Source organism: Marinococcus luteus, assembly GCF_034497705.1.
Lineage (GTDB): Bacteria > Bacillota > Bacilli > Bacillales > Marinococcaceae > Marinococcus > Marinococcus luteus_A.
Window position 1 is genome coordinate 1 of the sequence record NZ_JAXRUV010000010.1, and the last position, 17,697, is coordinate 17,697.

A 17,697-nucleotide genomic window follows, 5' to 3' on the forward strand; every position below is an offset into this window, starting at 1 on the left:
TCCTGAGCCAGGATCAAACTCTCCGTAAAAAGTTTGATGCTGTGGCATCAGAGATGCCCTAAAAATGTGTTTCTTTTGATTGGGGCTCTGGCTTGTCTTTCCTTTTCAAAGAACGATCTGCCGCTCAAAAAAGCAGCTTAAACAATTTAACATGGTGCACTTAAACTGTCAACACCTTTTAAAGTGACACATAAATTATAACCTTTGATCAACTAAATGTCAATGGAAATAATGGTGGGCCTGAGTGGACTTGAACCACCGACCTCACGCTTATCAGGCGTGCGCTCTGACCAACTGAGCTACAGGCCCACAGGCACAAAAAAATAACTTAAAGCAATTTATTTTTTTGTAAAAATGGAGCGGGTGATGGGAATCGAACCCACGACATCAGCTTGGAAGGCTGAGGTTTTACCACTAAACTACACCCGCAAATACATGGTCGGGAAGACAGGATTCGAACCTGCGACCCCTTGGTCCCAAACCAAGTGCTCTACCAAGCTGAGCTACTTCCCGCAGATGCTGCTGAAAAATATAAGTAAATGGTGCGCCTGAGAGGACTTGAACCCCTGGCCTTCTGATCCGTAGTCAGACGCTCTATCCAACTGAGCTACAGGCGCATATTATGGTGCGGTCGAGAGGACTTGAACCTCCACGGGATAAACTCCCACTAGGCCCTCAACCTAGCGCGTCTGCCGATTCCGCCACGACCGCGTACACCGATAAATATATAATGGTGCGGGTGAAGGGACTTGAACCCCCACGTCACAAGGACACTAGATCCTAAATCTAGCGCGTCTGCCGATTCCGCCACACCCGCGTGTTGTTGGCTGGGCCAGCTGGATTCGAACCAGCGCATCACGGGACCAAAACCCGATGCCTTACCGCTTGGCTATGGCCCAATATATTGGATAAAAAATGGCGGGCCTGACGGGATTTGAACCCGCGATCTCCTGCGTGACAGGCAGGCATGTTAACCGCTACACCACAGGCCCTCAATTGTATAAAGAAAATGGTGGAGGATGACAGGATCGAACTGCCGACCCCCTGCTTGTAAGGCAGGTGCTCTCCCAGCTGAGCTAATCCTCCAGAAATGGTGACCCGTACGGGATTCGAACCCGTGTTACCGCCGTGAAAGGGCGGTGTCTTAACCACTTGACCAACGGGCCATAGTAAATGGCGGAGAAGGAGGGATTTGAACCCTCGCGCCGTTTACACGACCTACTCCCTTAGCAGGGGAGTCCCTTCAGCCACTTGGGTACTTCTCCAATGGCTCCGCAGGCAGGATTCGAACCTGCGACCAATCGGTTAACAGCCGATTGCTCTACCACTGAGCTACTGCGGAATGTGAATAATTCTTTTTTGAGACAAAGAAAATTCTACAAGATCTATTATGTAATGTCAATACGCTTTTAAAAGGGAATTTACAGCTTTTTTTGCCGTTTTTTGCAGCGCCCTCTCTCAAGCGACTTTTATAATGTATCACATCGAAAAAACACTGGTCAAGGTTTTTCTATATTTTTTTCAATGCTCCTCTGCAGGCTGCACATACATATTTTCGTGTGTCCAGCTGTCTCGTTCTTTTAAAAGAAATGTGGCAGCTTTCACAGGCATACTGATAGCGTTTTTTCTGTTTTAACCGGTACTGTTCCAAAGAACTGCAGTGCATGGCGCCTCCTACCTGCTTCAGCAGCTCCTGAAATTCCCTGTCCTGATGTTTGTATCCTTTCCCTTCCAAATGTAAATGATAATGGCACAATTCATGCTTTACAATATCAATCACTTCCTGATGACCATAATTATTCATCGACTTTGGATTTACTTCGATGTTCCCTGTAGAAAGCACATACCTTCCTCCGGTAGTCCGCAGCCTTTGATTAAACGAAACACGGTGTTTAAACACCTTTTGAAATTTTTCCACCGATATTTTCTGCGTTAAAGCTGTTAATTCTTTGTCAGTCATTTTTTCCTCCCTAAAAAAACAGAAGGTACGAGCCCCTCTGTTTTTTCATTCTCTATTTAGTTTACCATCGTTAATGCTACCCGTCCCCGTTTTTGATCAATATCCTCCACCCATACCGTAACTATCTCTCCTACCGAAACTACCTCCATCGGATGTTTAATAAAACGGTTGGCGAGCTTTGATATGTGCACGAGGCCGTCTTCTTTTACACCTACATCAATGAAGGCCCCAAAATCCACTACATTACGGACCGTCCCCTGAAGCTCCATGCCCTTTTCCAGGTCATCAAGAGTCATGATGCCTTTTTTCAGGAGAGGCTTCGAAAACGTATCACGGGGGTCCCGGTTCGGTCTTTTTAAATCCTCGATAATATCCTGCAGTGTAGGGACGCCTACTTCAAGAGCTTCAGCAAGCTGACGCACATCCTGGTTTTCAAGGACGTCTTTCATTTCTTTTGTCCCGGCCTGTGCTGCTTTAAGCTCCAGATGACTGAGCAGCCGTTCCGCCGTCTGATAACTTTCCGGGTGAATGGCTGTGCGGTCGAATGGATTCGAAGACTCCGGCACCCGAAGAAAGCCAGCTGCCTGCTCATACGTTTTCGCTCCCAGTCTCGGTACCTTCTGCAGTTCTTTACGGCTCGTAAAGCCTTCAAGCGCTTCTCTTTGCTTTATCACATTGTTTGCCACCGCTTTAGAAAGACCGGCCACATATTGAAGCAGACTACTCGAGGCACTGTTCACATCTACCCCTACCTGGTTTACCGCTGTCTCCACGACAAATGTCAGCGACTCATTCAGTTTCGTCTGCGAAACGTCGTGCTGATACTGCCCTACCCCAATGGATTTAGGGTCTATCTTCACTAGCTCCGCCAACGGATCCTGGAGCCTGCGTGCGATGGAAGCTGCGCTTCGTTCTTCAACCTGAAGATCGGGAAATTCTTCACGGGCGACCTCCGAAGCAGAATATACGCTCGCCCCAGCTTCGTTTACAATAATATACGAAACGTCTTCTTCCGCTTCTTCTACAACCCCGGCGATAAATTCTTCTGTTTCCCTCGAAGCCGTGCCGTTGCCTATAGCTATCACCTGTATATCGTACTTTTCAATTAAAGCAAATACCTCTTTCTTCGCTTCGGTTACTTTATTTCTAGGCGGAACCGGATAGATTACCCCCACCTCAAGCAATCTTCCATTGCCATCTACGACCGACAATTTACAGCCGGTGCGGTAAGCCGGGTCTACGCCAAGTACTGTTTTCCCCTTCATCGGCGGCTGGAGCAGAAGATTTCGAAGATTTTCGGAGAAGACAGAAATCGCCTGCGTTTCCGCCTCTTCTGTTTTGACTTTTCGAAGCTCCCGCTCGACTGCCGGACCAATCAAACGTTTGTAGCTGTCCTGGATCGCTTCGTTCAGCTGCGGAACAGCGGGCGAGCCGAAACGCTTCACCACTTTCTTTTCTATAGTCGAAAGAATTCTGTCTTCCGGTGCCTGGAGGGAAATTTTCAGTACCCCTTCACTTTCTCCACGGTTCATGGCTAACACACGGTGCGACGGGGCCTTTGCCAGCGATTCTTCATGATCGTAGTACATGCTGTAGATACCACGATCATCCTTGGTTTCATCTTTAGCCGCCGACTGAAGCCTTCCCTGTTTGTAGCTGAGATCACGGACACTGTGGCGGATGCCGGCATCGTCGGCAATCTGTTCAGAGATAATATGCCTCGCTCCTTCAAGTGCCGCTGCGGCATCTATCACTCCGGCTTCTTCGTTCACATACGCCCGCGCCTGTTCCTCCGGCAATCCTTCTTTTGGCTGCGACATGAGCCATTCCGCTAAAGGCTCAAGCCCTTTCTCTTTCGCCACTGTCGCCTTCGTTCTTCTTTTTTGCTTATAAGGACGATACAGATCTTCTACTTCCTGAAGCTGTATGGCTCCATTGATGGATTGCCTTAACTCCGGCGTTAATTTTTCCTGTTTATCAATCAGCCGAAGTACTTCTTCCTTGCGCTCAGCCAATTGATTTGCGTAATTCCAGGCCTGCTGAACGTCCCGAATCACCATTTCGTCCGAGGCGCCGGTCTGCTCTTTACGGTAACGGGCAATGAAAGGAACCGTATTGCCCTCTTCAATCATATGTATAATGTTTGTGACATGCTTTTCCCTTATCTGAAGATCGGAAGCTATTTGGGACGCGACACCGCTTATCTCTTTTTCCATTTGTATTCCTCCTGTCGAACGTAACAATCGATCGAAATCTGTGCTTATTATATTATAACGTACGTATGCCTATGTAAGAGGCAAATTCATCATAACATCAAAACGCCTGGCCTGTTTTCGCTTGTTATACACAAAAAACCCCTCCCATCACCGGCAGTGATGAAAGAGGTTTAGCCTAATGCGCCAACCATTAAAGTAACATCATCATTTTCGTTTTCAGCTTTTTCAGCAAGTCTGTTTTTATATTCCTCTACCGAACGCATATACGGCAGGGCTCGCTGGTCTTCAGAGGATACAGTCATGCCGTCCGAGTGAAGAACAAAAGAGATGCCCTTATTGAAAGGAACGTACTCGAGCCGGTATTGAAACTTCCTGCCTGAAAGATAGCCCTTTATTGGAACAGGCCGAAAGATTTCTTCATTATCAGCACTAATATAGCAGGTAATATTACCAATGCTTCCATAGGTCAATTCCTGCTCCTCATAGCAGACTTTAATGACCGCAAGGACTACTCCCCGTTCAGAAACAAGCGCCCGGTTACAGCGCTCCAATAGCATGGGAATGGATTCATGTTTATGGGCCCTGATGATATTCATGGCTATCTCTGCGGACTGCCTGGCACCTTCGCCACTCCCCAGTCCGTCCGTTACAGAGCAAAGAAAAAAATCCTCTGTTTCGATTATGAGATAGCTGTCTCCACACACACGGTTGCCCGGCTTCGTCTTTTGAAAGACCGCGGTATTCACTTGTGTATTCGAAATGGAGTCCTTCATTACAGGCACTCCGAAGGCTCCACTCTTATAGATTCACGCAGCTTCTGCAGAGCCCTTCGCTGCAGTCTTGAAACGTGCATCTGAGAAATACCCAGCTGCTCTCCCGTTTCTTTTTGGCTTAAGTTTTCAAAATACGTGCATCTCAGGATCTCTTTTTCTCTGTCCGTTAAAACCGCAAAAGCTTTTTGGAGCAACAGCTGCTGATCTGTTTTTTCATATCCCTCTTCATTGGCGCCCACAAGATCCAACAGCGTGACGGCACTGCCTTCCTGGTCTGCTTCTATGGAGCGGTCCACAGATAAAGCCTGATAGCTTTTGCCCATTTCCATGGTTTCGAGCACTTCTTCCTCGCTTACCTCGAGGTACTCGGCAATCTCGTCTACATACGGGGAACGCTGCAGACGGGTTGTCAGCTCTTCCACGGCTTTTTTAATTCTAGGGCCAAGCTCCTTAATACGGCGCGGTACGTGCACGCTCCACGTTTTATCACGGATAAACCGTTTGATTTCCCCTACAATCGTTGGGACCGCAAACGATTCAAAGCTCCTGTTAAAGGAGTCGTCAAAACGGCGCAGCGCTGCTAGAAGCCCAATCATACCTACTTGATAAAGATCGTCATCATGGTCCTGCCCCCGGGAAAATTTTCGTGATAAAGACTGCACAAGCGGTTCATAATGCTGTACAAGCTTAGTCTGAATTTCTTCAGTCGGGTCTTCCTGAAACTGGCGGATCCATTCGTAAACCTCTTCACTCGTGCCGTTATTTTTGTTCTTGCGCGTTTGTTTCGGTTGAGACTCCGTCGACATTATTTTCCACCTCGTCTCTTTGCAGAAACTTTGTCATAGAAATAGCCACTCCGTTTTCGCCGCTGATTTCTACTTTATCCATCAATGTGTCTATGAGGAACAGTCCAAGTCCCCCCTCTTTCAGCTCTTCGATCGGTTTTTTGCTGTCTACAGGACCAAGGTTTTGATCCAGTTCTTCAAGGACAAAGCTTTGGCCTGTGTCTGCCACGATCATTTCCACCCGATCTTCAAACACATTACATGATAGATGCATATTTCCGGTTTCTTCGTACGCATGGTTGACCACATTTGTGCATGCTTCCGCTATCGCAATTTTAATGTCCTCAATGTCATCGTAAGAAAAACCGAGGCGGTTTGCGAGTCCTGAAACTGTCAGACGGGCGATTCCAACATATTGAGGCTTGGCCGGAAGGGTCATTTCCAAATAATCTGACTGGCGTTCCATTATTTGGCCTCCTCTGTATTTTCATCATCAATAGTGATTACTTCATCAAGTCCGGTAATGGTAAACAAACGCTTCACACGTTCATTCAGCCCTGTCAGACGAAGCGTAGCGTCATGATTTTCGGCTGACTTCAAAGCGCCAATAAATATACCAAGGCCGGTGCTGTCGATATAGCTTACCTCTGTGAGGTCCACTACCACTTCTGCGCCTTCTTCTTCTGTCAGCGGGTTTAAGTTCGCTTTCAATTCCGGAGCCGTATACGCATCCACTTCCCCGGCTACTTTCAAAATTTTCTTTTTATCTGATTTTTCTACCACTTCTGTCGATAAATTCATTTAGTAAACCTCCTCATAACCATGCTGCTATATATAAATTACGATTTTTTAAACGTGCATCTTTCTCATCTTTCCCAGATTGCAATCTGGTTAAACATTTCTGCGCAGTATAATCAATGTAAAGTCGTCACGAAGCTGAAAGCCCTGGGCTCTTTCCAGTTCATAGAATACGTGATTGACAATTTCCTGGGCAGGCAGATGCTGATACGTGCGGATGAGTCGCGTAATAGCTTCACGCTCAATAAAGCCGTCGTCGGTTCTGCATTCGGTAACGCCGTCTGATAAGAGCACAACAAAATCTCCCGGTTCCACCGTGAGTTGATATTCCTTATAGTTAGTGTTCCGCTTAATGCCAAGAACAATGCCTTTGGCATGAAGCTCTTCAAACGTATCTTCAGCTGCCTTATAGTAGAAACCGGGCTCGTGCCCCGCTCCTGCATAGTTAAATTGATGGGAGCGTGAATCATAGGAGCCGTACATCATCGTAATGAACATGTTCGAAGCAATATTCTGCTCCACCACCCGGTTTACATTTTCAAGTAAAGCCCCGGGCTGCAAACGCTGCTCCGGATAACTATCCATTGTGTACTTGATCATTGACATACATAAAGCGGCCGGTATCCCTTTACCGATAATATCAGCAATCGCAAGACCGACACAGTCGTGGTCGTCTTTAACGAAATGGTAATAATCACCGCTCATTTTCGACGCAGGGACACTTAGAACCCCCACATCTAAACCATTTACGTGTGGAATTTCATCCGGAAGAAACGTCTGCTGCATATTCGCAGCCACGTTAATTTCTGCTTCGAGTTCCTTTGTTTTATCACGAAGGCTCTGGTGTTCCCGGTAAGCCAGTCCATACCCCATCATTACCTCGAGAAGGAGCTCAAATGATTCATGAGCTCCTTTAGGAAGATCCGGAAAGAACTCCTCGAGCACCTCTAAATGAAGGCTGACCACTTCTTCCGGGGAAATCTGTTCCTCTAGCACTCTTTTACTGAACTGCTGGGCATAATAAAGCCCCTGTTCGCTCTGCTCTTCTAAATACGCCCGTAAAATATTCGCGTATTGGTCATGTAACAATTCTTTCGACTCAGCCAACGTTTTTCCTCCTTAACGGAGCCATTTGATTGCCGTTATCGTTGTACCCTCTTCCATCACGGAGTCAACGTCAAAATCATCCATTAGTCTTCTCACTCCTGGAAGTCCGGCTCCTAAACCACCCGAAGTAGTATATCCGTCTTCCATTACTTCTCTTATGTTCTTTATGCCAGGTCCGCGGTCCTTGGCCGTAATCTTTATGCCCTTCTTCTTCTGGGTCCCCCGGGTTTCTTCCACCGCTTCGATAACGATTTCCCCCTTTTCAGCGTACAGGTAGATGTTTCTTGCCAGCTCTGAAATGGCTGTCGTTATCCGCGCCTGATCCACACCGCCAAACCCTATTTCCTTGGCTAAATTTCGTCCGGCCTGCCTGGCTGATACGATACCCCATTCGGTCTGCACTTCAACACTGGATTGGATACTCATGCTTACCCCTCCAATTCCTGTTGAAGTTTCTCAAGTCCCTGCTCAAGATCTAGTGCCGTTGGTACTTCTTCAAGCATAATGCCCATATCTATCAGAGTGATCGCTACTGCAGGCTGAATCCCCGTCAGAACAACTTTCGCTCCCATTAAATTGGACATTTCCACGACGTCGCCCAGCACTTTGGCGATAAACGAGTCAATCATATCCACAGAGGTTAAATCAATCACTACGCCTGTAGAACCTTCTTCGTGAATTTTGCTCAGCAGGTCTTCCTGAAACTGAAGAGCTGTTTGATCATCTAGATCTACTTGCACTGAAATCAATAAATAATGACTTAGTTTTAAGATTGGAATCCGCATCGACTTATGCCCTCCATTCTGCTCCATTCTCTATCTGAACCATTTTGCGCTGCGTCAGCTCAAGCGCTGATTCAATGCCCTTGCGCAGGCTGCTCTTCGTTGGGAAGGTACTCAGATCAATACCCAGGTTTACAATTGTCTGGGCAATTTCCGGACGGATACCGACCAGAATGCACTCCGCCCCTACCAGCCTCACCGCTTTAGAGGCCTGAATGATATGGTTTGCCACCATCGTATCCACTACCGGCACACCGGTTATATCAATTAAAACCACCTGGGAACGATGCTGAATAATACCGTCGAGCAAATTCTCCATAATAAGCTTTGCCCGCTCGGTGTCGATCGCTCCAATTAATGGCATGACACTGACTTTTTCAAAGACAGGAATAAGAGGAGCAGAAAGTTCATTTAGAGCCATCTGCTGAAGTTCGAGTGTCTTTACCCATGAATCGGAATAATCATCAACCAGCTGGTTCACGATCGCATCCACCCATTCTTCTACTTCTACAATCAAGCGGACGCTGTCCTCATCTGCATTATTAATATATGGCACAATGTAGGCAGTAATGACGCGCCGAAACACCTGCATTCCCTGCGTAAAATAGCTCAGCGGCCAGTCGGTCTGGATAAGCCGTTCCGCAAAACGCTTGATTTTACCTTTGGCTTCCGACCGCTCTAAACGGACTGAGCTGTACAGCACATCAATAAATTCTTCGTTGTTTGTGAATACTAAATCATCAGGAAGGGAGTTTTCAAAATATTCTTCCTGAACCCGGGCCATCTCTTCTTTCCATTTGGAAACCAACTGTTCCTGATGGTCATTGATGGCCTGCACTACAGATGAATGCATCGTGAATTCCTCCATCTAGTCTGTCCATTTCCGTTTAATGGGCGGGGGATAAATTTCATATGTTAATGCCCGGACTGGTGCATACTTTGTATTGTTTTGTACTGTATAGTTTGTTAATGGTACACCTGTACACTATCATACTCTATTTAGTATTATTCCATGTATAATACTTTAGCGCAAACAATTATGGCTGCAATCATATATATTCCTGAATAAAATTTATTACAATAAAAAAGCTGCCCGCCATTCACAGACAGGCAAGCAGCTTTTTTATTCATCTCTGTTTCTTTAAAAGAAGAAATATAATTTCGAGTGTTTCAGATTCCGCTAAGCAATCGGCGATTTAAAGAGTGATCCACTTCTGTTTCTGCCTCAAATGACTCAGCAGCAATATTTAAATTGATACTGCTCATTTCTTCATACCCTTGCTTCATCGCTTCTTGAAACTCCAGACGTTGACGTTCTTTTAAATACATCTCCGTGGCTTGATGAATAAATTCGTTGCGGTTTGAGCTCTGCTGCCCCTCTTCAATCATTCCATCAAGTTCGTCAAGAAGATAGTCAGGCAGGCTGACCTTAATCTGCTTAGTGCTTTTCTGATGCACTCCACACACCTCCAGGTTGACCCTTTTAGATTACCATCCCTTAATCATTACTTAATTCATCATAGCATTTATATATGCTGTTTGCAAAGCGCGTTTTTCATAAAATCAGGGTTCAAACCTGTTTTCGGGAGTATATACCCGGGGTACACGTTTACTGATGGTACAGGTGACTTCGTATGTAATCGTTCCAAGGCGGTCGGCTACTTCCGTCACGCTGATCGTTTCCTCTTTCTGGCTGCCAATCAGTGTCACTTCCGTATTCACCGGGAATTCATGCGGCAGCCGAACCATCATCTGATCCATACAGATTCGTCCTACAATAGGTACGCGAAAGCCTCCTGCCAATACCTCTCCCTGATTTTCAGCGTGCGCTCTCAGCCAACCATCTGCATAACCGATAGGCACAGTACCTATCCATTCATTTCCCGTGGAGGTATAAATTGCTCCGTAGCTGATACTTGTGCCAGGCGGGACTTCTTTCACTTGAGTGAGGCGGCTGTGAAGCGTGAATGCTTCCTTCAGTTCAAATGGAAGATGACCGGTAATATCGGCTGCAGGGGTCAATCCATACATCGAAATGCCGAAGCGGACCATATTAAAGCAGCGCTCCGGAAAACGCATAGCTGCTGCGCTGTTACCACAGTGAATCAGCCGGGGGGCGCTCCCCATCTGCCGTACCAGAGCAACCACTCGGGAAAAACGGGCATACTGCTGTTCAAAATACGCAGTCTCCAGTTCATCAGCGGTAGCGAAATGCGTATACATACCTTCCATTTCTATAGAGGAAAGCTGGTTTACCGTAGCCAGAAAAGAAGTAATTTCTTCGTCATTTATCAATCCCAGCCGGCCCATGCCGGTGTCTACTTTCATATGAATGAAAAGTGATTCCCCGGCTGTATACCGGGAAGCTTCTTTTAGCCATTCTTCCTGAAAGACCGTGAGCCGAATATCGTGGCGGGCAGCCACCAGGGCGTCCTGCGGCCGTGTTCTGCCAAGCACAAGGATGGGCAGTTCTATGCCGGCTTCCCGCAGTTCGAGCGCTTCTTCAAGCAGCGCCACCCCGAAATAGGATGCCCCCGCCTCCGCTGCTGCCACAGCCGTTGCGGCTGCCCCGTGTCCGTAGCCGTCCGCTTTCACTACGGCCATTACGGCCACGTTTTCTGCATGAAGTTTCCTCACTTCACGAATGTTGTATTTAATATTTTCTGTATTGATCTCCACCCACGTATCCCGGTAGGATTCGCTGGAAAACGCCATGATGACTCCTCTTTTCTATCGTTTCTTTTGTGTCTGAATGAAAGTCAGGGCTTTCGGCAAATAATCGATCAAATTGGATGCAGTAAACGAATAATCCGATATCCCTTCATTTATCGCAATTTCTGCAGCCAAGCCGTGTGTGTAGACTGCATTACAAACTCCCTCTTCCACTGTTGGACCCTGAAGCATCATCGCAAGCACAATGCCGGTCAGTGCGTCCCCGGATCCTCCCTTAGCAAGGGCACTGCTGCCGCTGGTACTCACATACTGCCTGCCTTCAGGGGTTGCAATAATCGTGTTTGGCCCCTTCAGCACAAGATAGCAGCCGAATTTACGCGCGTATTCGCGTGAAATCTTAAACCGCTCTGCATTGACCTCCTTTGGCGAAAGACCTGTGAGGCGGCCCATTTCACCGGGGTGCGGAGTCAAAATCAGCGGGTATTCTCTGTTTATCATTTCTTCCTCCAGCTCCGGCAGAAAATACAGTCCATCTGCATCCAGCACGAGCGGCGTTTGTGTCTCTGTCAGGAGCCGCTTCGTTAATACTTTCGTACTTTCTGTCCGGCCAAGCCCAGAGCCGGCTGCAACACCGTCCATTCCGTCCCACGGGAACGGCGTTTCCTGTAAATCGGCTACTTGACCGTCCTCCGTTTCAGGCAGCGGAAAGTAGGTTGCTTCGAGCACATGGGAAGCGACGGCGCTCAATGCAGACTCCGGTACGCTTGTGGTCAGAAGGCCGATGCCGGCATGCAGGCAGGCGTTCGAAGCGATGGCCGGGGCGCCTGGCATATTATAAGCACCTGCTATCAGCAGTCCTTTGCCGTTATCGCCCTTGTGCGACTCCTGCGTCCGTTCCGGCAGACTTTTAGCTGCGTCGGTTAGATCCCACGTCTGCCTTTTCTGATCCAATGCCTTCCAGGAAGCCTGAGGTACGCCGATCGGTACAATTTGAATGTCACCGTAATAGTGCCTCGCCGGATACAGGTACGTGCTCAGTGTAGGAGCTTCAAGAATTACTGTAGAGTCTGCATTCACTGCCATACCGGGAAGTTCTTCCTCATTCGCCGGCACTCCCGTGGGAATATCTACAGCTACAACCGGTGCTGTTATGCTGTTCAGCCACTTTCCGGCAGAATAAAAAGGCTCCTTCAACTCTCCGTGAATCCCGGTTCCAAGCATTGCATCAATGTAAATAATCCCTTCCTCCGGCGATTCTGGGTCAGGAACGCCGGTGCCTGCTGTCAGCGGAAGCCCGCAGGCAAGGTACAAATTCTTATGATACAATGCTCCTCCGGAAAGGGCATCCTCCTCCGCCAGCAGATATACAGAAACACCCCACCCAAGAGAGGAGAGGGTCCTGGCGATAACGAAGCCGTCGCCCCCGTTGTTTCCCTTCCCTGCAAAGATAACCGCTTTACGCCCTTCAGGATACATATCATGTATGGCACCTGCCGCAGCCCGTCCCGCATTTTCCATTAGCAGCTCTTCTTTCATCCCAAGTGTTCCGATGGTGTATTGATCGAGCTGCTGCATTTCTTTACTTGTTACGATCTGCATCCTATTCGCCGCCCCTTTCTTCAATAATAACCTGAGCCACCGCACTGTCCCGCGAGTGACTGATGGAAACATGGATAGTATATGCTTCGTAGCCTTCGCAGCGGAGCAACGGCTCCCCCCGCTCTCCATTGCTCACTGTAATATCGTGAAAGCCTGTCTGCGAAGAGATGCCGGTGCCTGCTGCCTTTACAAACGCTTCCTTGGCAGCAAACCTTCCTGCTGTGAATTCTATCAGCCGTTTGCCGGAAAAATGTCCGCAGGCCCGTAATTCATCTTCATTTAAAATTCGCGGCAAAAATTTTTCCTGCTCCAAAGAGCGCTCAATTCGCTCTAACTCAATGATATCAACGCCTATTCCTTTAATCATTACTTTCTCCCTTCCCGCAACGCTTTTCGTGTATTCCTTTATTTATTCATGCTACACTGACCGTACATACTTATACACTTTAGTATACCCGTCACCAGAAAGGGGACTAACCCACTTGTTTATCCGCCACGAAACTTTTTCTACATTTATAAGACGCTACCCCGTAATCTCAATTATATTAGCGGTCCACCTGCTATTGTTTTTCTGGGTCAATCTTTCGGAATTAACGAACGGCCTGATTCCGTTCGGGGAAGTTATTTATTATTTGATGGTCGGCAACAACTTCGCTATTCAGAGCGGAGAATACTGGCGCCTTCTTACTCCAGTGTTTTTACATACGTCTTTTGGGCACGTGCTTTTTAACTCCTTTGCGCTGCTGCTTTTCGGACCGCCGCTTGAATTCATGCTCGGCCGGCTCAAATTTCTTATATTCTATTTGACAGCCGGAGTTATTGGAAATATTGCGACACTGTTTTTCGGTTCGCTCTACTTGTCACATTTGGGTGCCTCTGGAGCCATTTACGGACTGTTTGGTGCTTATGTATTTATTATGATGAACCGCCGTCACCTTATTGACCCTTCAAGCGCCCAGATAGTTGTCGTTCTTCTTGTGATAGGCATGGTGTTCACCCTTCTGAATTCCGGCGTCAACATATGGGCGCACCTATTTGGGTTCGTTGCCGGGTTCGGGCTGATTCCTATGTTTTTAAAAAATGCAGTTCCCTTCTATTTCTCCCAGGGATTCGGGCCTTCTTCCGACATTCGCAGGCCGCGCCGGAAAGTACGTGCGGTGACTGCCCAGAAAGTAGGAAGACGAATCGCTCTAATTGCCGCCTACGTCATTGTCGGCGCCGTGCTTCTCCGGGTGATCCAGCTCGTCATCGCCGCGCTAATGTAAAAAGAAAAGCGGAAGAAGCCGGATAGTGGCGCGGGATCTGGAAGCTCTTTTGCCAAGTGGCTCTTTCACTTGGAAAGAAGAGCTGAAGAGACCTGCCGCCACTGGCTTCTGGAGCTGGACATCAAGAAAAGCGGAGCCCCGCGGCACAGGAGCCTTATCCGGCTGGCCTGCCCCCCCTGGCTGGACTTGGCCAGAGCCAAGGAAGCCAGGGAGGCCAACGGAATAAGCGACTGCGGGACGTAGCTGGACATCAAGAAAAGCGGAAGAAGCCGGATAGTGGCGCGGCATAATTATCTCCATATAATAACTGCTTTCCCCAGATAGAAAAGAGGCCCTTCCCGCAGAAGTGGCCTCTTTTTCGTTTATCTGCTTTTTACGAGCAGATTGACAGCTTCTTGGACAGATTGACTAGTATCTTCCCCTCGTTCCATCTGTTCACGCATGCATTGTTCCAGGTTTTCACTGACAATTACACCGATCGCGCGGTCCATCGCGGAACGAGCAGCTGACATCTGCCCTACAGTATCCCGGCAGTCCTGCCCTTCTTCCATCATCCGAAGAACACCCCGCACCTGTCCTTCGACACGGCGGAGTCTATTTTTAATATTAGCATCATATTCCATGAGTTAAGCGGCCTCCAATGTATTTAAAATGTACATTGCCATTATACATGAAATAATTGGTAATTTCCTACACCCTCTAATAAATTTTCAATCAGCCTGCTCTCCATTCAATCGTATTAGGTGCTGCAGGAACTTCCCATCTTTGGTTGAGCGGTACTTCTCCAAGTGAGTCACTGTTCTCAGAGGTAAACTTTATGGACTCGTACCCAAAATCAGCTGCTGCGAGCCCTACCGCATCAATCATCGCCTGCTGAACCTCCATAGACGTGTCTTCGAGAGAACCAGCCAGACTGATAGTTACTGATTCACCTTCATCTTCTACATTCCCTACAGTAAGAGAGCCGGGAATCGGAGCTCTCACTTCAGCAGTTTCAGGTTCTTCGTTCATTTTCACCAGCGTTTCCTCTAAAGAAAGCAGAGTGCCGTTTTCATTCGTAGTAGAAATCCCCGCTCCTTCACCAGTCACTAAATAAGAGGCATCATCTACATCATATAAATAATAGCCGCGATTCTCCTCAATATCCTGGACATCTATTTCTTCTTCATTTCCGCTGCTTTCATCAGGTATATTTGATACTTCTATCCCTTTTTCACCTAAATAACGGACAAGTTCTTCAATGCCGCGCTCGACCCGGCCGGATTCCGCAGCCGTGATTTCGGAGGATACTGCCGCTTCGATACTCCCATTCTCTGCATTCTCCCAGGATATCTTTTCAGTCATAGCAGGGCCGAGCCCAAATTCATTTCCATCTACTTCTTCCGTAATAAAATTCAAAAGCTCTTTCAGGCCCGTTTCTGCCACAAATGTTAAAGGGACAATGACCGACCCCTGTACACTTTCAAAAGGAATCGTCACAGCGTTCACACTGCCGCTTCCTTCTTCTTTAGTAAGCGCAGATACATACCTATCTGGTGTTTCTCCGCTTTCTTTCGTATCTTCCTGAATTATCGGCGGGTTTTCTTCTTCAGTACCGCTTTCTGCCGGCTCAGATTCTTCAGGCACTGCGTTGTCTGTCTCGTTTTCAGCTGTATTTTCCGTTTCCTGTTGTTCAACTGACTCTGAATCTCCGGCCTCATTCTCGTCTTCGGCGTTCTCTTCCTGAGAAGGGGAAGCCGTCTGATTCGAAGTCCACCATATTCCAGGAACGATAAGTATCGCTAGTAGGAGAACTGCCGCCGAGGTAAAAACAGGAGCCGGCCAGCGCCGGTGCGTACGGTGTCTTTTCTTTGAGTCCAGCTGATCCTGAATATTATGGTAGATTTCATTTTTAGATCGTTTATCCTGCACCCGGGGCATTTGCTTTAATGAGTGTTCAATCCGTTCCCTGGAACGATTATGCTTCTTCAATCTCCTGCCCTCCTTTCTTCTAAATTTTCCCTGCTTTCCATTAAGTCCTGTATTTTTTTCACGGCCCGGTGCTGGGTCGTTTTCACCTTACTCTCCGACCACCCGAGCACTTCGGCTGCCTCTTTGATCGAGAGCGATTCCACATAACGCAGCATTAATACCTGCCGCTGGTCCGGGGAGCACGCTTTCATGCATTCATAAATTTCACGCACATCGTCTTTCGCAGTGAGAATCTCATCTGGAAGAGGAGCCGGGTCACGCATTTCCTCTTTTGATAAAGGACCGAGCACTCCCAGCCATTTGCGCTTCTTTCTGTTTTGCTTGCGGATCCAGTCTATGCCGACATGTCTGGCGATAGAATAAAGCCAGGTTTTTTCACTGCTTTTGCCTTCAAATGTTTCAAAGGAATGCAGCACTTTAATGTAAACCTCCTGGACCAGCTCCTCGGCTGTTTCACGATCTCGGACCATATAAAATAAATATTGGAAAAGGGAGTGATGATATTGTTCATATAGCCTTTCAAACTCATCATGCATGATGAACACTTCCTTAATGTAGACGTTCCCTGTCTTTTTTAGTTACACCGGTAATTTTATTGATGGAAAGTGAAAAAAGAAATTACATTTCCAACCATTTTCTGTTTATGTATATTCAAAGTTTAATTCTTCTGCTGATGCCCCGTAGGATATTAGCAATATACTTCGCACTATTATAGCATTTCCACGTTTTTTTCCGAAAAGCCCCCCGCTGCTTTCACGTTCTGATTTAACATTAGTAAAGTCCTGTTTATGTTCATTTGGAGGATTTGAACCTTTCTTTATTTTGAAACATGGTATAATTATGTAACAACATTGTATTAATTGTAAACTAAATTTAATATTTGACCGGGGGGATTCTATGAAAAGATTTTCATTTTTAGCAGTTGCTGCCACAGCCATCATTACTCTCAGCGCCTGCGGCACCGAAAATAGCGAAAACAAGGAAAACAGCGAAAAAGCAAATGAAACAGCCTCTGTTGAAGCCAACGGAGAAGAGGAAAGTGTAAGCGAAGAAAATGAAGAGCAGGGAGATAAAAATGCGGCTTCCGAAGAAGAGGAATCTGAAGAAAATGACACTTCTAGTGAAGACAGTGCCGGTACAGAAGAAACTAGCGCTGAAAATGAAGAAGAGAGCGCAGACTCTTCAGACACCGCCGCCGAAGATGATGCAGCAGAAGAAAGTGCTTCTGAGGACACCACCAACAGCGCTGAAGAAGCAACCGCCGAAGAGTCTACTGATTCTGCTGACACTACAGATACAGAAGCTAACAGCACCTCAGCTTCCGAAGAAGAAGAGGCTGTAACAGAAGAAGTGACCGTTTACTACCTCGACAGCGATTTGATAAATACAATTTCTGAAACCCGCAGCCTCGAAGCAGCGTCTGAAAACGACCTGCCGTTTGAAGCTGTGCAGGCATGGCTCGACGGCCCTGAAACAGAAGATGCCGTCAGCCCGCTTCCAGTAGAAACCGAAGTACAGTTCGTCGAATTTAAAGACAACACTGCCTATGTTTCCTTTGAACCTTCCGTCCTTGATGCTACTACAGTGGGAAGCACTCTCGAGCTCGCATTTCTGGAACAGCTGGCAGTGTTAATGGACCAGTTTGGATACGGCCAGACTCAGATTCTTATTGACGGCGAAGTTGTCACGGACTTTTACGGACACCGGGAAATCGACCAGCCTGTCGAAGCGACGGATCCTTCGGAGCTTTATGGCAGTAACTAACGCC

The 17,697-nt window shown here is 47.4% G+C and carries 20 protein-coding genes and 12 tRNA genes; 2 read left to right on the plus strand and 30 right to left on the minus strand.

The features are described from left to right. Window positions 1-232 precede the first annotated feature (232 nt). The 26 genes from Q9M42_RS13510 to acpS all read right to left on the minus strand — a co-directional run bounded on the left by Q9M42_RS13510 (window position 233) and on the right by acpS (window position 13,060). Window positions 233-309, minus strand: a tRNA-Ile gene (locus Q9M42_RS13510). Between the two features lie 46 nt (window positions 310-355). Then, window positions 356-429, minus strand: a tRNA-Gly gene (locus Q9M42_RS13515). A gap of 7 nt (window positions 430-436) precedes the next feature. After that, a tRNA-Pro gene (locus tag Q9M42_RS13520) sits at window positions 437-513 on the minus strand. A gap of 27 nt (window positions 514-540) precedes the next feature. Next, window positions 541-617: transfer RNA gene (locus Q9M42_RS13525), tRNA-Arg, on the minus strand. A 6-nt stretch (window positions 618-623) separates the two neighbouring features. Continuing rightward, window positions 624-711: transfer RNA gene (locus Q9M42_RS13530), tRNA-Leu, on the minus strand. Window positions 712-731: 20 nt separating this feature from the next. Then, window positions 732-817: transfer RNA gene (locus Q9M42_RS13535), tRNA-Leu, on the minus strand. 7 nt (window positions 818-824) lie between these two features. Next, window positions 825-899 (minus strand) — tRNA-Gln (locus Q9M42_RS13540). A 17-nt stretch (window positions 900-916) separates the two neighbouring features. Continuing rightward, window positions 917-992: transfer RNA gene (locus Q9M42_RS13545), tRNA-Asp, on the minus strand. Between the two features lie 18 nt (window positions 993-1,010). Then, window positions 1,011-1,086: transfer RNA gene (locus tag Q9M42_RS13550), tRNA-Val, on the minus strand. 5 nt (window positions 1,087-1,091) lie between these two features. Beyond that, window positions 1,092-1,166, minus strand: a tRNA-Glu gene (locus tag Q9M42_RS13555). A gap of 8 nt (window positions 1,167-1,174) precedes the next feature. After that, a tRNA-Ser gene (locus tag Q9M42_RS13560) sits at window positions 1,175-1,265 on the minus strand. 2 nt (window positions 1,266-1,267) lie between these two features. Continuing rightward, window positions 1,268-1,342, minus strand: a tRNA-Asn gene (locus Q9M42_RS13565). A 168-nt stretch (window positions 1,343-1,510) separates the two neighbouring features. Then, window positions 1,511-1,960 carry a SprT family protein gene (locus tag Q9M42_RS13570; protein WP_322526998.1) on the minus strand — a complete coding sequence of 150 codons (450 nt, stop codon included), beginning with the start codon at window positions 1,958-1,960 and terminating at the stop codon, window positions 1,511-1,513. Window positions 1,961-2,016: 56 nt separating this feature from the next. Further along, a complete protein-coding gene (locus Q9M42_RS13575; RefSeq protein WP_322526999.1) occupies window positions 2,017-4,176 on the minus strand; it encodes a Tex family protein in 2,160 nt (719 codons plus the stop codon). Between the two features lie 170 nt (window positions 4,177-4,346). Next, complete coding sequence (locus Q9M42_RS13580; RefSeq protein ID WP_322527000.1) at window positions 4,347-4,949, minus strand: PP2C family serine/threonine-protein phosphatase; 603 nt, start codon at window positions 4,947-4,949, stop codon at window positions 4,347-4,349. Then, window positions 4,949-5,755: an RNA polymerase sigma factor SigB gene (gene sigB, locus Q9M42_RS13585; protein ID WP_022792609.1), complete on the minus strand. Its 807-nt coding sequence runs from the start codon at window positions 5,753-5,755 to the stop codon at window positions 4,949-4,951. The genes Q9M42_RS13580 and sigB overlap by 1 nt, the downstream gene beginning before the upstream one ends. Next, window positions 5,709-6,200: an anti-sigma B factor RsbW gene (gene rsbW, locus Q9M42_RS13590; RefSeq protein WP_322527001.1), complete on the minus strand. Its 492-nt coding sequence runs from the start codon at window positions 6,198-6,200 to the stop codon at window positions 5,709-5,711. Before rsbW ends, sigB begins: the two co-directional genes overlap by 47 nt. After that, window positions 6,200-6,535 carry an STAS domain-containing protein gene (locus Q9M42_RS13595; protein WP_322527002.1) on the minus strand — a complete coding sequence of 112 codons (336 nt, stop codon included), beginning with the start codon at window positions 6,533-6,535 and terminating at the stop codon, window positions 6,200-6,202. The genes rsbW and Q9M42_RS13595 overlap by 1 nt, the downstream gene beginning before the upstream one ends. A gap of 90 nt (window positions 6,536-6,625) precedes the next feature. Then, the gene (locus tag Q9M42_RS13600; RefSeq protein ID WP_319632359.1) at window positions 6,626-7,639 is read right to left on the minus strand and encodes a PP2C family protein-serine/threonine phosphatase; all 1,014 of its coding nucleotides are present in this window, start codon (window positions 7,637-7,639) and stop codon (window positions 6,626-6,628) included. A gap of 12 nt (window positions 7,640-7,651) precedes the next feature. Beyond that, complete coding sequence (locus Q9M42_RS13605; protein WP_022792605.1) at window positions 7,652-8,065, minus strand: anti-sigma regulatory factor; 414 nt, start codon at window positions 8,063-8,065, stop codon at window positions 7,652-7,654. Between the two features lie 2 nt (window positions 8,066-8,067). Then, a complete protein-coding gene (locus Q9M42_RS13610; RefSeq protein ID WP_022792604.1) occupies window positions 8,068-8,424 on the minus strand; it encodes an STAS domain-containing protein in 357 nt (118 codons plus the stop codon). 4 nt (window positions 8,425-8,428) lie between these two features. Beyond that, on the minus strand, window positions 8,429-9,274 hold the full coding sequence (locus tag Q9M42_RS13615) for an STAS domain-containing protein (protein ID WP_322527003.1): 846 nt from the start codon (window positions 9,272-9,274) through the stop codon (window positions 8,429-8,431). 317 nt (window positions 9,275-9,591) lie between these two features. Next, window positions 9,592-9,879, minus strand: a complete 288-nt coding sequence (locus Q9M42_RS13620) for a CopG family ribbon-helix-helix protein (RefSeq protein ID WP_322527004.1) — start codon at window positions 9,877-9,879, stop codon at window positions 9,592-9,594. 105 nt (window positions 9,880-9,984) lie between these two features. Continuing rightward, the gene (gene alr / locus Q9M42_RS13625; protein WP_322527005.1) at window positions 9,985-11,136 is read right to left on the minus strand and encodes an alanine racemase; all 1,152 of its coding nucleotides are present in this window, start codon (window positions 11,134-11,136) and stop codon (window positions 9,985-9,987) included. A gap of 15 nt (window positions 11,137-11,151) precedes the next feature. Next, window positions 11,152-12,693, minus strand: coding sequence for an NAD(P)H-hydrate dehydratase (locus tag Q9M42_RS13630; protein ID WP_322527006.1), 1,542 nt, complete (start codon window positions 12,691-12,693; stop codon window positions 11,152-11,154). A gap of 1 nt (window position 12,694) precedes the next feature. After that, window positions 12,695-13,060: a holo-ACP synthase gene (acpS, locus tag Q9M42_RS13635; protein ID WP_322527007.1), complete on the minus strand. Its 366-nt coding sequence runs from the start codon at window positions 13,058-13,060 to the stop codon at window positions 12,695-12,697. Window positions 13,061-13,175: 115 nt separating this feature from the next. Between acpS and Q9M42_RS13640 the strand changes: the two genes are divergently transcribed. Beyond that, window positions 13,176-13,958, plus strand: a complete 783-nt coding sequence (locus tag Q9M42_RS13640; protein ID WP_322527008.1) for a rhomboid family intramembrane serine protease — start codon at window positions 13,176-13,178, stop codon at window positions 13,956-13,958. Here Q9M42_RS13640 and Q9M42_RS13645 read toward each other — a convergent pair. The 4 genes from Q9M42_RS13645 to Q9M42_RS13660 all read right to left on the minus strand — a co-directional run bounded on the left by Q9M42_RS13645 (window position 13,950) and on the right by Q9M42_RS13660 (window position 16,399). After that, complete coding sequence (locus tag Q9M42_RS13645; protein WP_322527009.1) at window positions 13,950-14,258, minus strand: hypothetical protein; 309 nt, start codon at window positions 14,256-14,258, stop codon at window positions 13,950-13,952. The two genes, Q9M42_RS13640 and Q9M42_RS13645, sit on opposite strands and share 9 nt — an antisense overlap. A 62-nt stretch (window positions 14,259-14,320) precedes the next feature. Further along, entirely contained in the window at window positions 14,321-14,581 is a 261-nt protein-coding gene (locus tag Q9M42_RS13650) for a metal-sensitive transcriptional regulator (RefSeq protein ID WP_322527010.1), read from the minus strand. Window positions 14,582-14,672: 91 nt separating this feature from the next. Then, a complete protein-coding gene (locus Q9M42_RS13655; protein WP_322527011.1) occupies window positions 14,673-15,929 on the minus strand; it encodes a hypothetical protein in 1,257 nt (418 codons plus the stop codon). Then, a complete protein-coding gene (locus Q9M42_RS13660; protein WP_322527012.1) occupies window positions 15,926-16,399 on the minus strand; it encodes a sigma-70 family RNA polymerase sigma factor in 474 nt (157 codons plus the stop codon). The genes Q9M42_RS13655 and Q9M42_RS13660 overlap by 4 nt, the downstream gene beginning before the upstream one ends. Window positions 16,400-16,826: 427 nt before the next feature. Here Q9M42_RS13660 and Q9M42_RS13665 point away from each other — a divergent pair, with 427 nt between their 5' ends. Continuing rightward, on the plus strand, window positions 16,827-17,693 hold the full coding sequence (locus Q9M42_RS13665; RefSeq protein WP_322527013.1) for a GerMN domain-containing protein: 867 nt from the start codon (window positions 16,827-16,829) through the stop codon (window positions 17,691-17,693). Window positions 17,694-17,697: the final 4 nt, after the last annotated feature.

Excerpts from the sequence above, each read along its gene's own strand:
- Q9M42_RS13570 (WP_322526998.1), bottom strand. The coding sequence starts at position 1,960 with ATGACTGACAAAGAATTAACAGCTTTAACGCAGAAAATATCGGTGGAA.
- Q9M42_RS13575 (WP_322526999.1), bottom strand. The coding sequence starts at position 4,176 with ATGGAAAAAGAGATAAGCGGTGTCGCGTCCCAAATAGCTTCCGATCTT.
- Q9M42_RS13580 (WP_322527000.1), bottom strand. The coding sequence starts at position 4,949 with ATGAAGGACTCCATTTCGAATACACAAGTGAATACCGCGGTCTTTCAA.
- sigB (WP_022792609.1), bottom strand. The coding sequence starts at position 5,755 with ATGTCGACGGAGTCTCAACCGAAACAAACGCGCAAGAACAAAAATAAC.
- rsbW (WP_322527001.1), bottom strand. The coding sequence starts at position 6,200 with ATGGAACGCCAGTCAGATTATTTGGAAATGACCCTTCCGGCCAAGCCT.
- Q9M42_RS13595 (WP_322527002.1), bottom strand. The coding sequence starts at position 6,535 with ATGAATTTATCGACAGAAGTGGTAGAAAAATCAGATAAAAAGAAAATT.
- Q9M42_RS13605 (WP_022792605.1), bottom strand. The coding sequence starts at position 8,065 with ATGAGTATCCAATCCAGTGTTGAAGTGCAGACCGAATGGGGTATCGTA.
- Q9M42_RS13610 (WP_022792604.1), bottom strand. The coding sequence starts at position 8,424 with ATGCGGATTCCAATCTTAAAACTAAGTCATTATTTATTGATTTCAGTG.
- Q9M42_RS13615 (WP_322527003.1), bottom strand. The coding sequence starts at position 9,274 with ATGCATTCATCTGTAGTGCAGGCCATCAATGACCATCAGGAACAGTTG.
- alr (WP_322527005.1), bottom strand. The coding sequence starts at position 11,136 with ATGGCGTTTTCCAGCGAATCCTACCGGGATACGTGGGTGGAGATCAAT.
- Q9M42_RS13630 (WP_322527006.1), bottom strand. The coding sequence starts at position 12,693 with ATGCAGATCGTAACAAGTAAAGAAATGCAGCAGCTCGATCAATACACC.
- acpS (WP_322527007.1), bottom strand. The coding sequence starts at position 13,060 with ATGATTAAAGGAATAGGCGTTGATATCATTGAGTTAGAGCGAATTGAG.
- Q9M42_RS13645 (WP_322527009.1), bottom strand. The coding sequence starts at position 14,258 with ATGGAGATAATTATGCCGCGCCACTATCCGGCTTCTTCCGCTTTTCTT.
- Q9M42_RS13650 (WP_322527010.1), bottom strand. The coding sequence starts at position 14,581 with ATGGAATATGATGCTAATATTAAAAATAGACTCCGCCGTGTCGAAGGA.
- Q9M42_RS13660 (WP_322527012.1), bottom strand. The coding sequence starts at position 16,399 with ATGGTCCGAGATCGTGAAACAGCCGAGGAGCTGGTCCAGGAGGTTTAC.
- Q9M42_RS13665 (WP_322527013.1), top strand. The coding sequence starts at position 16,827 with ATGAAAAGATTTTCATTTTTAGCAGTTGCTGCCACAGCCATCATTACT.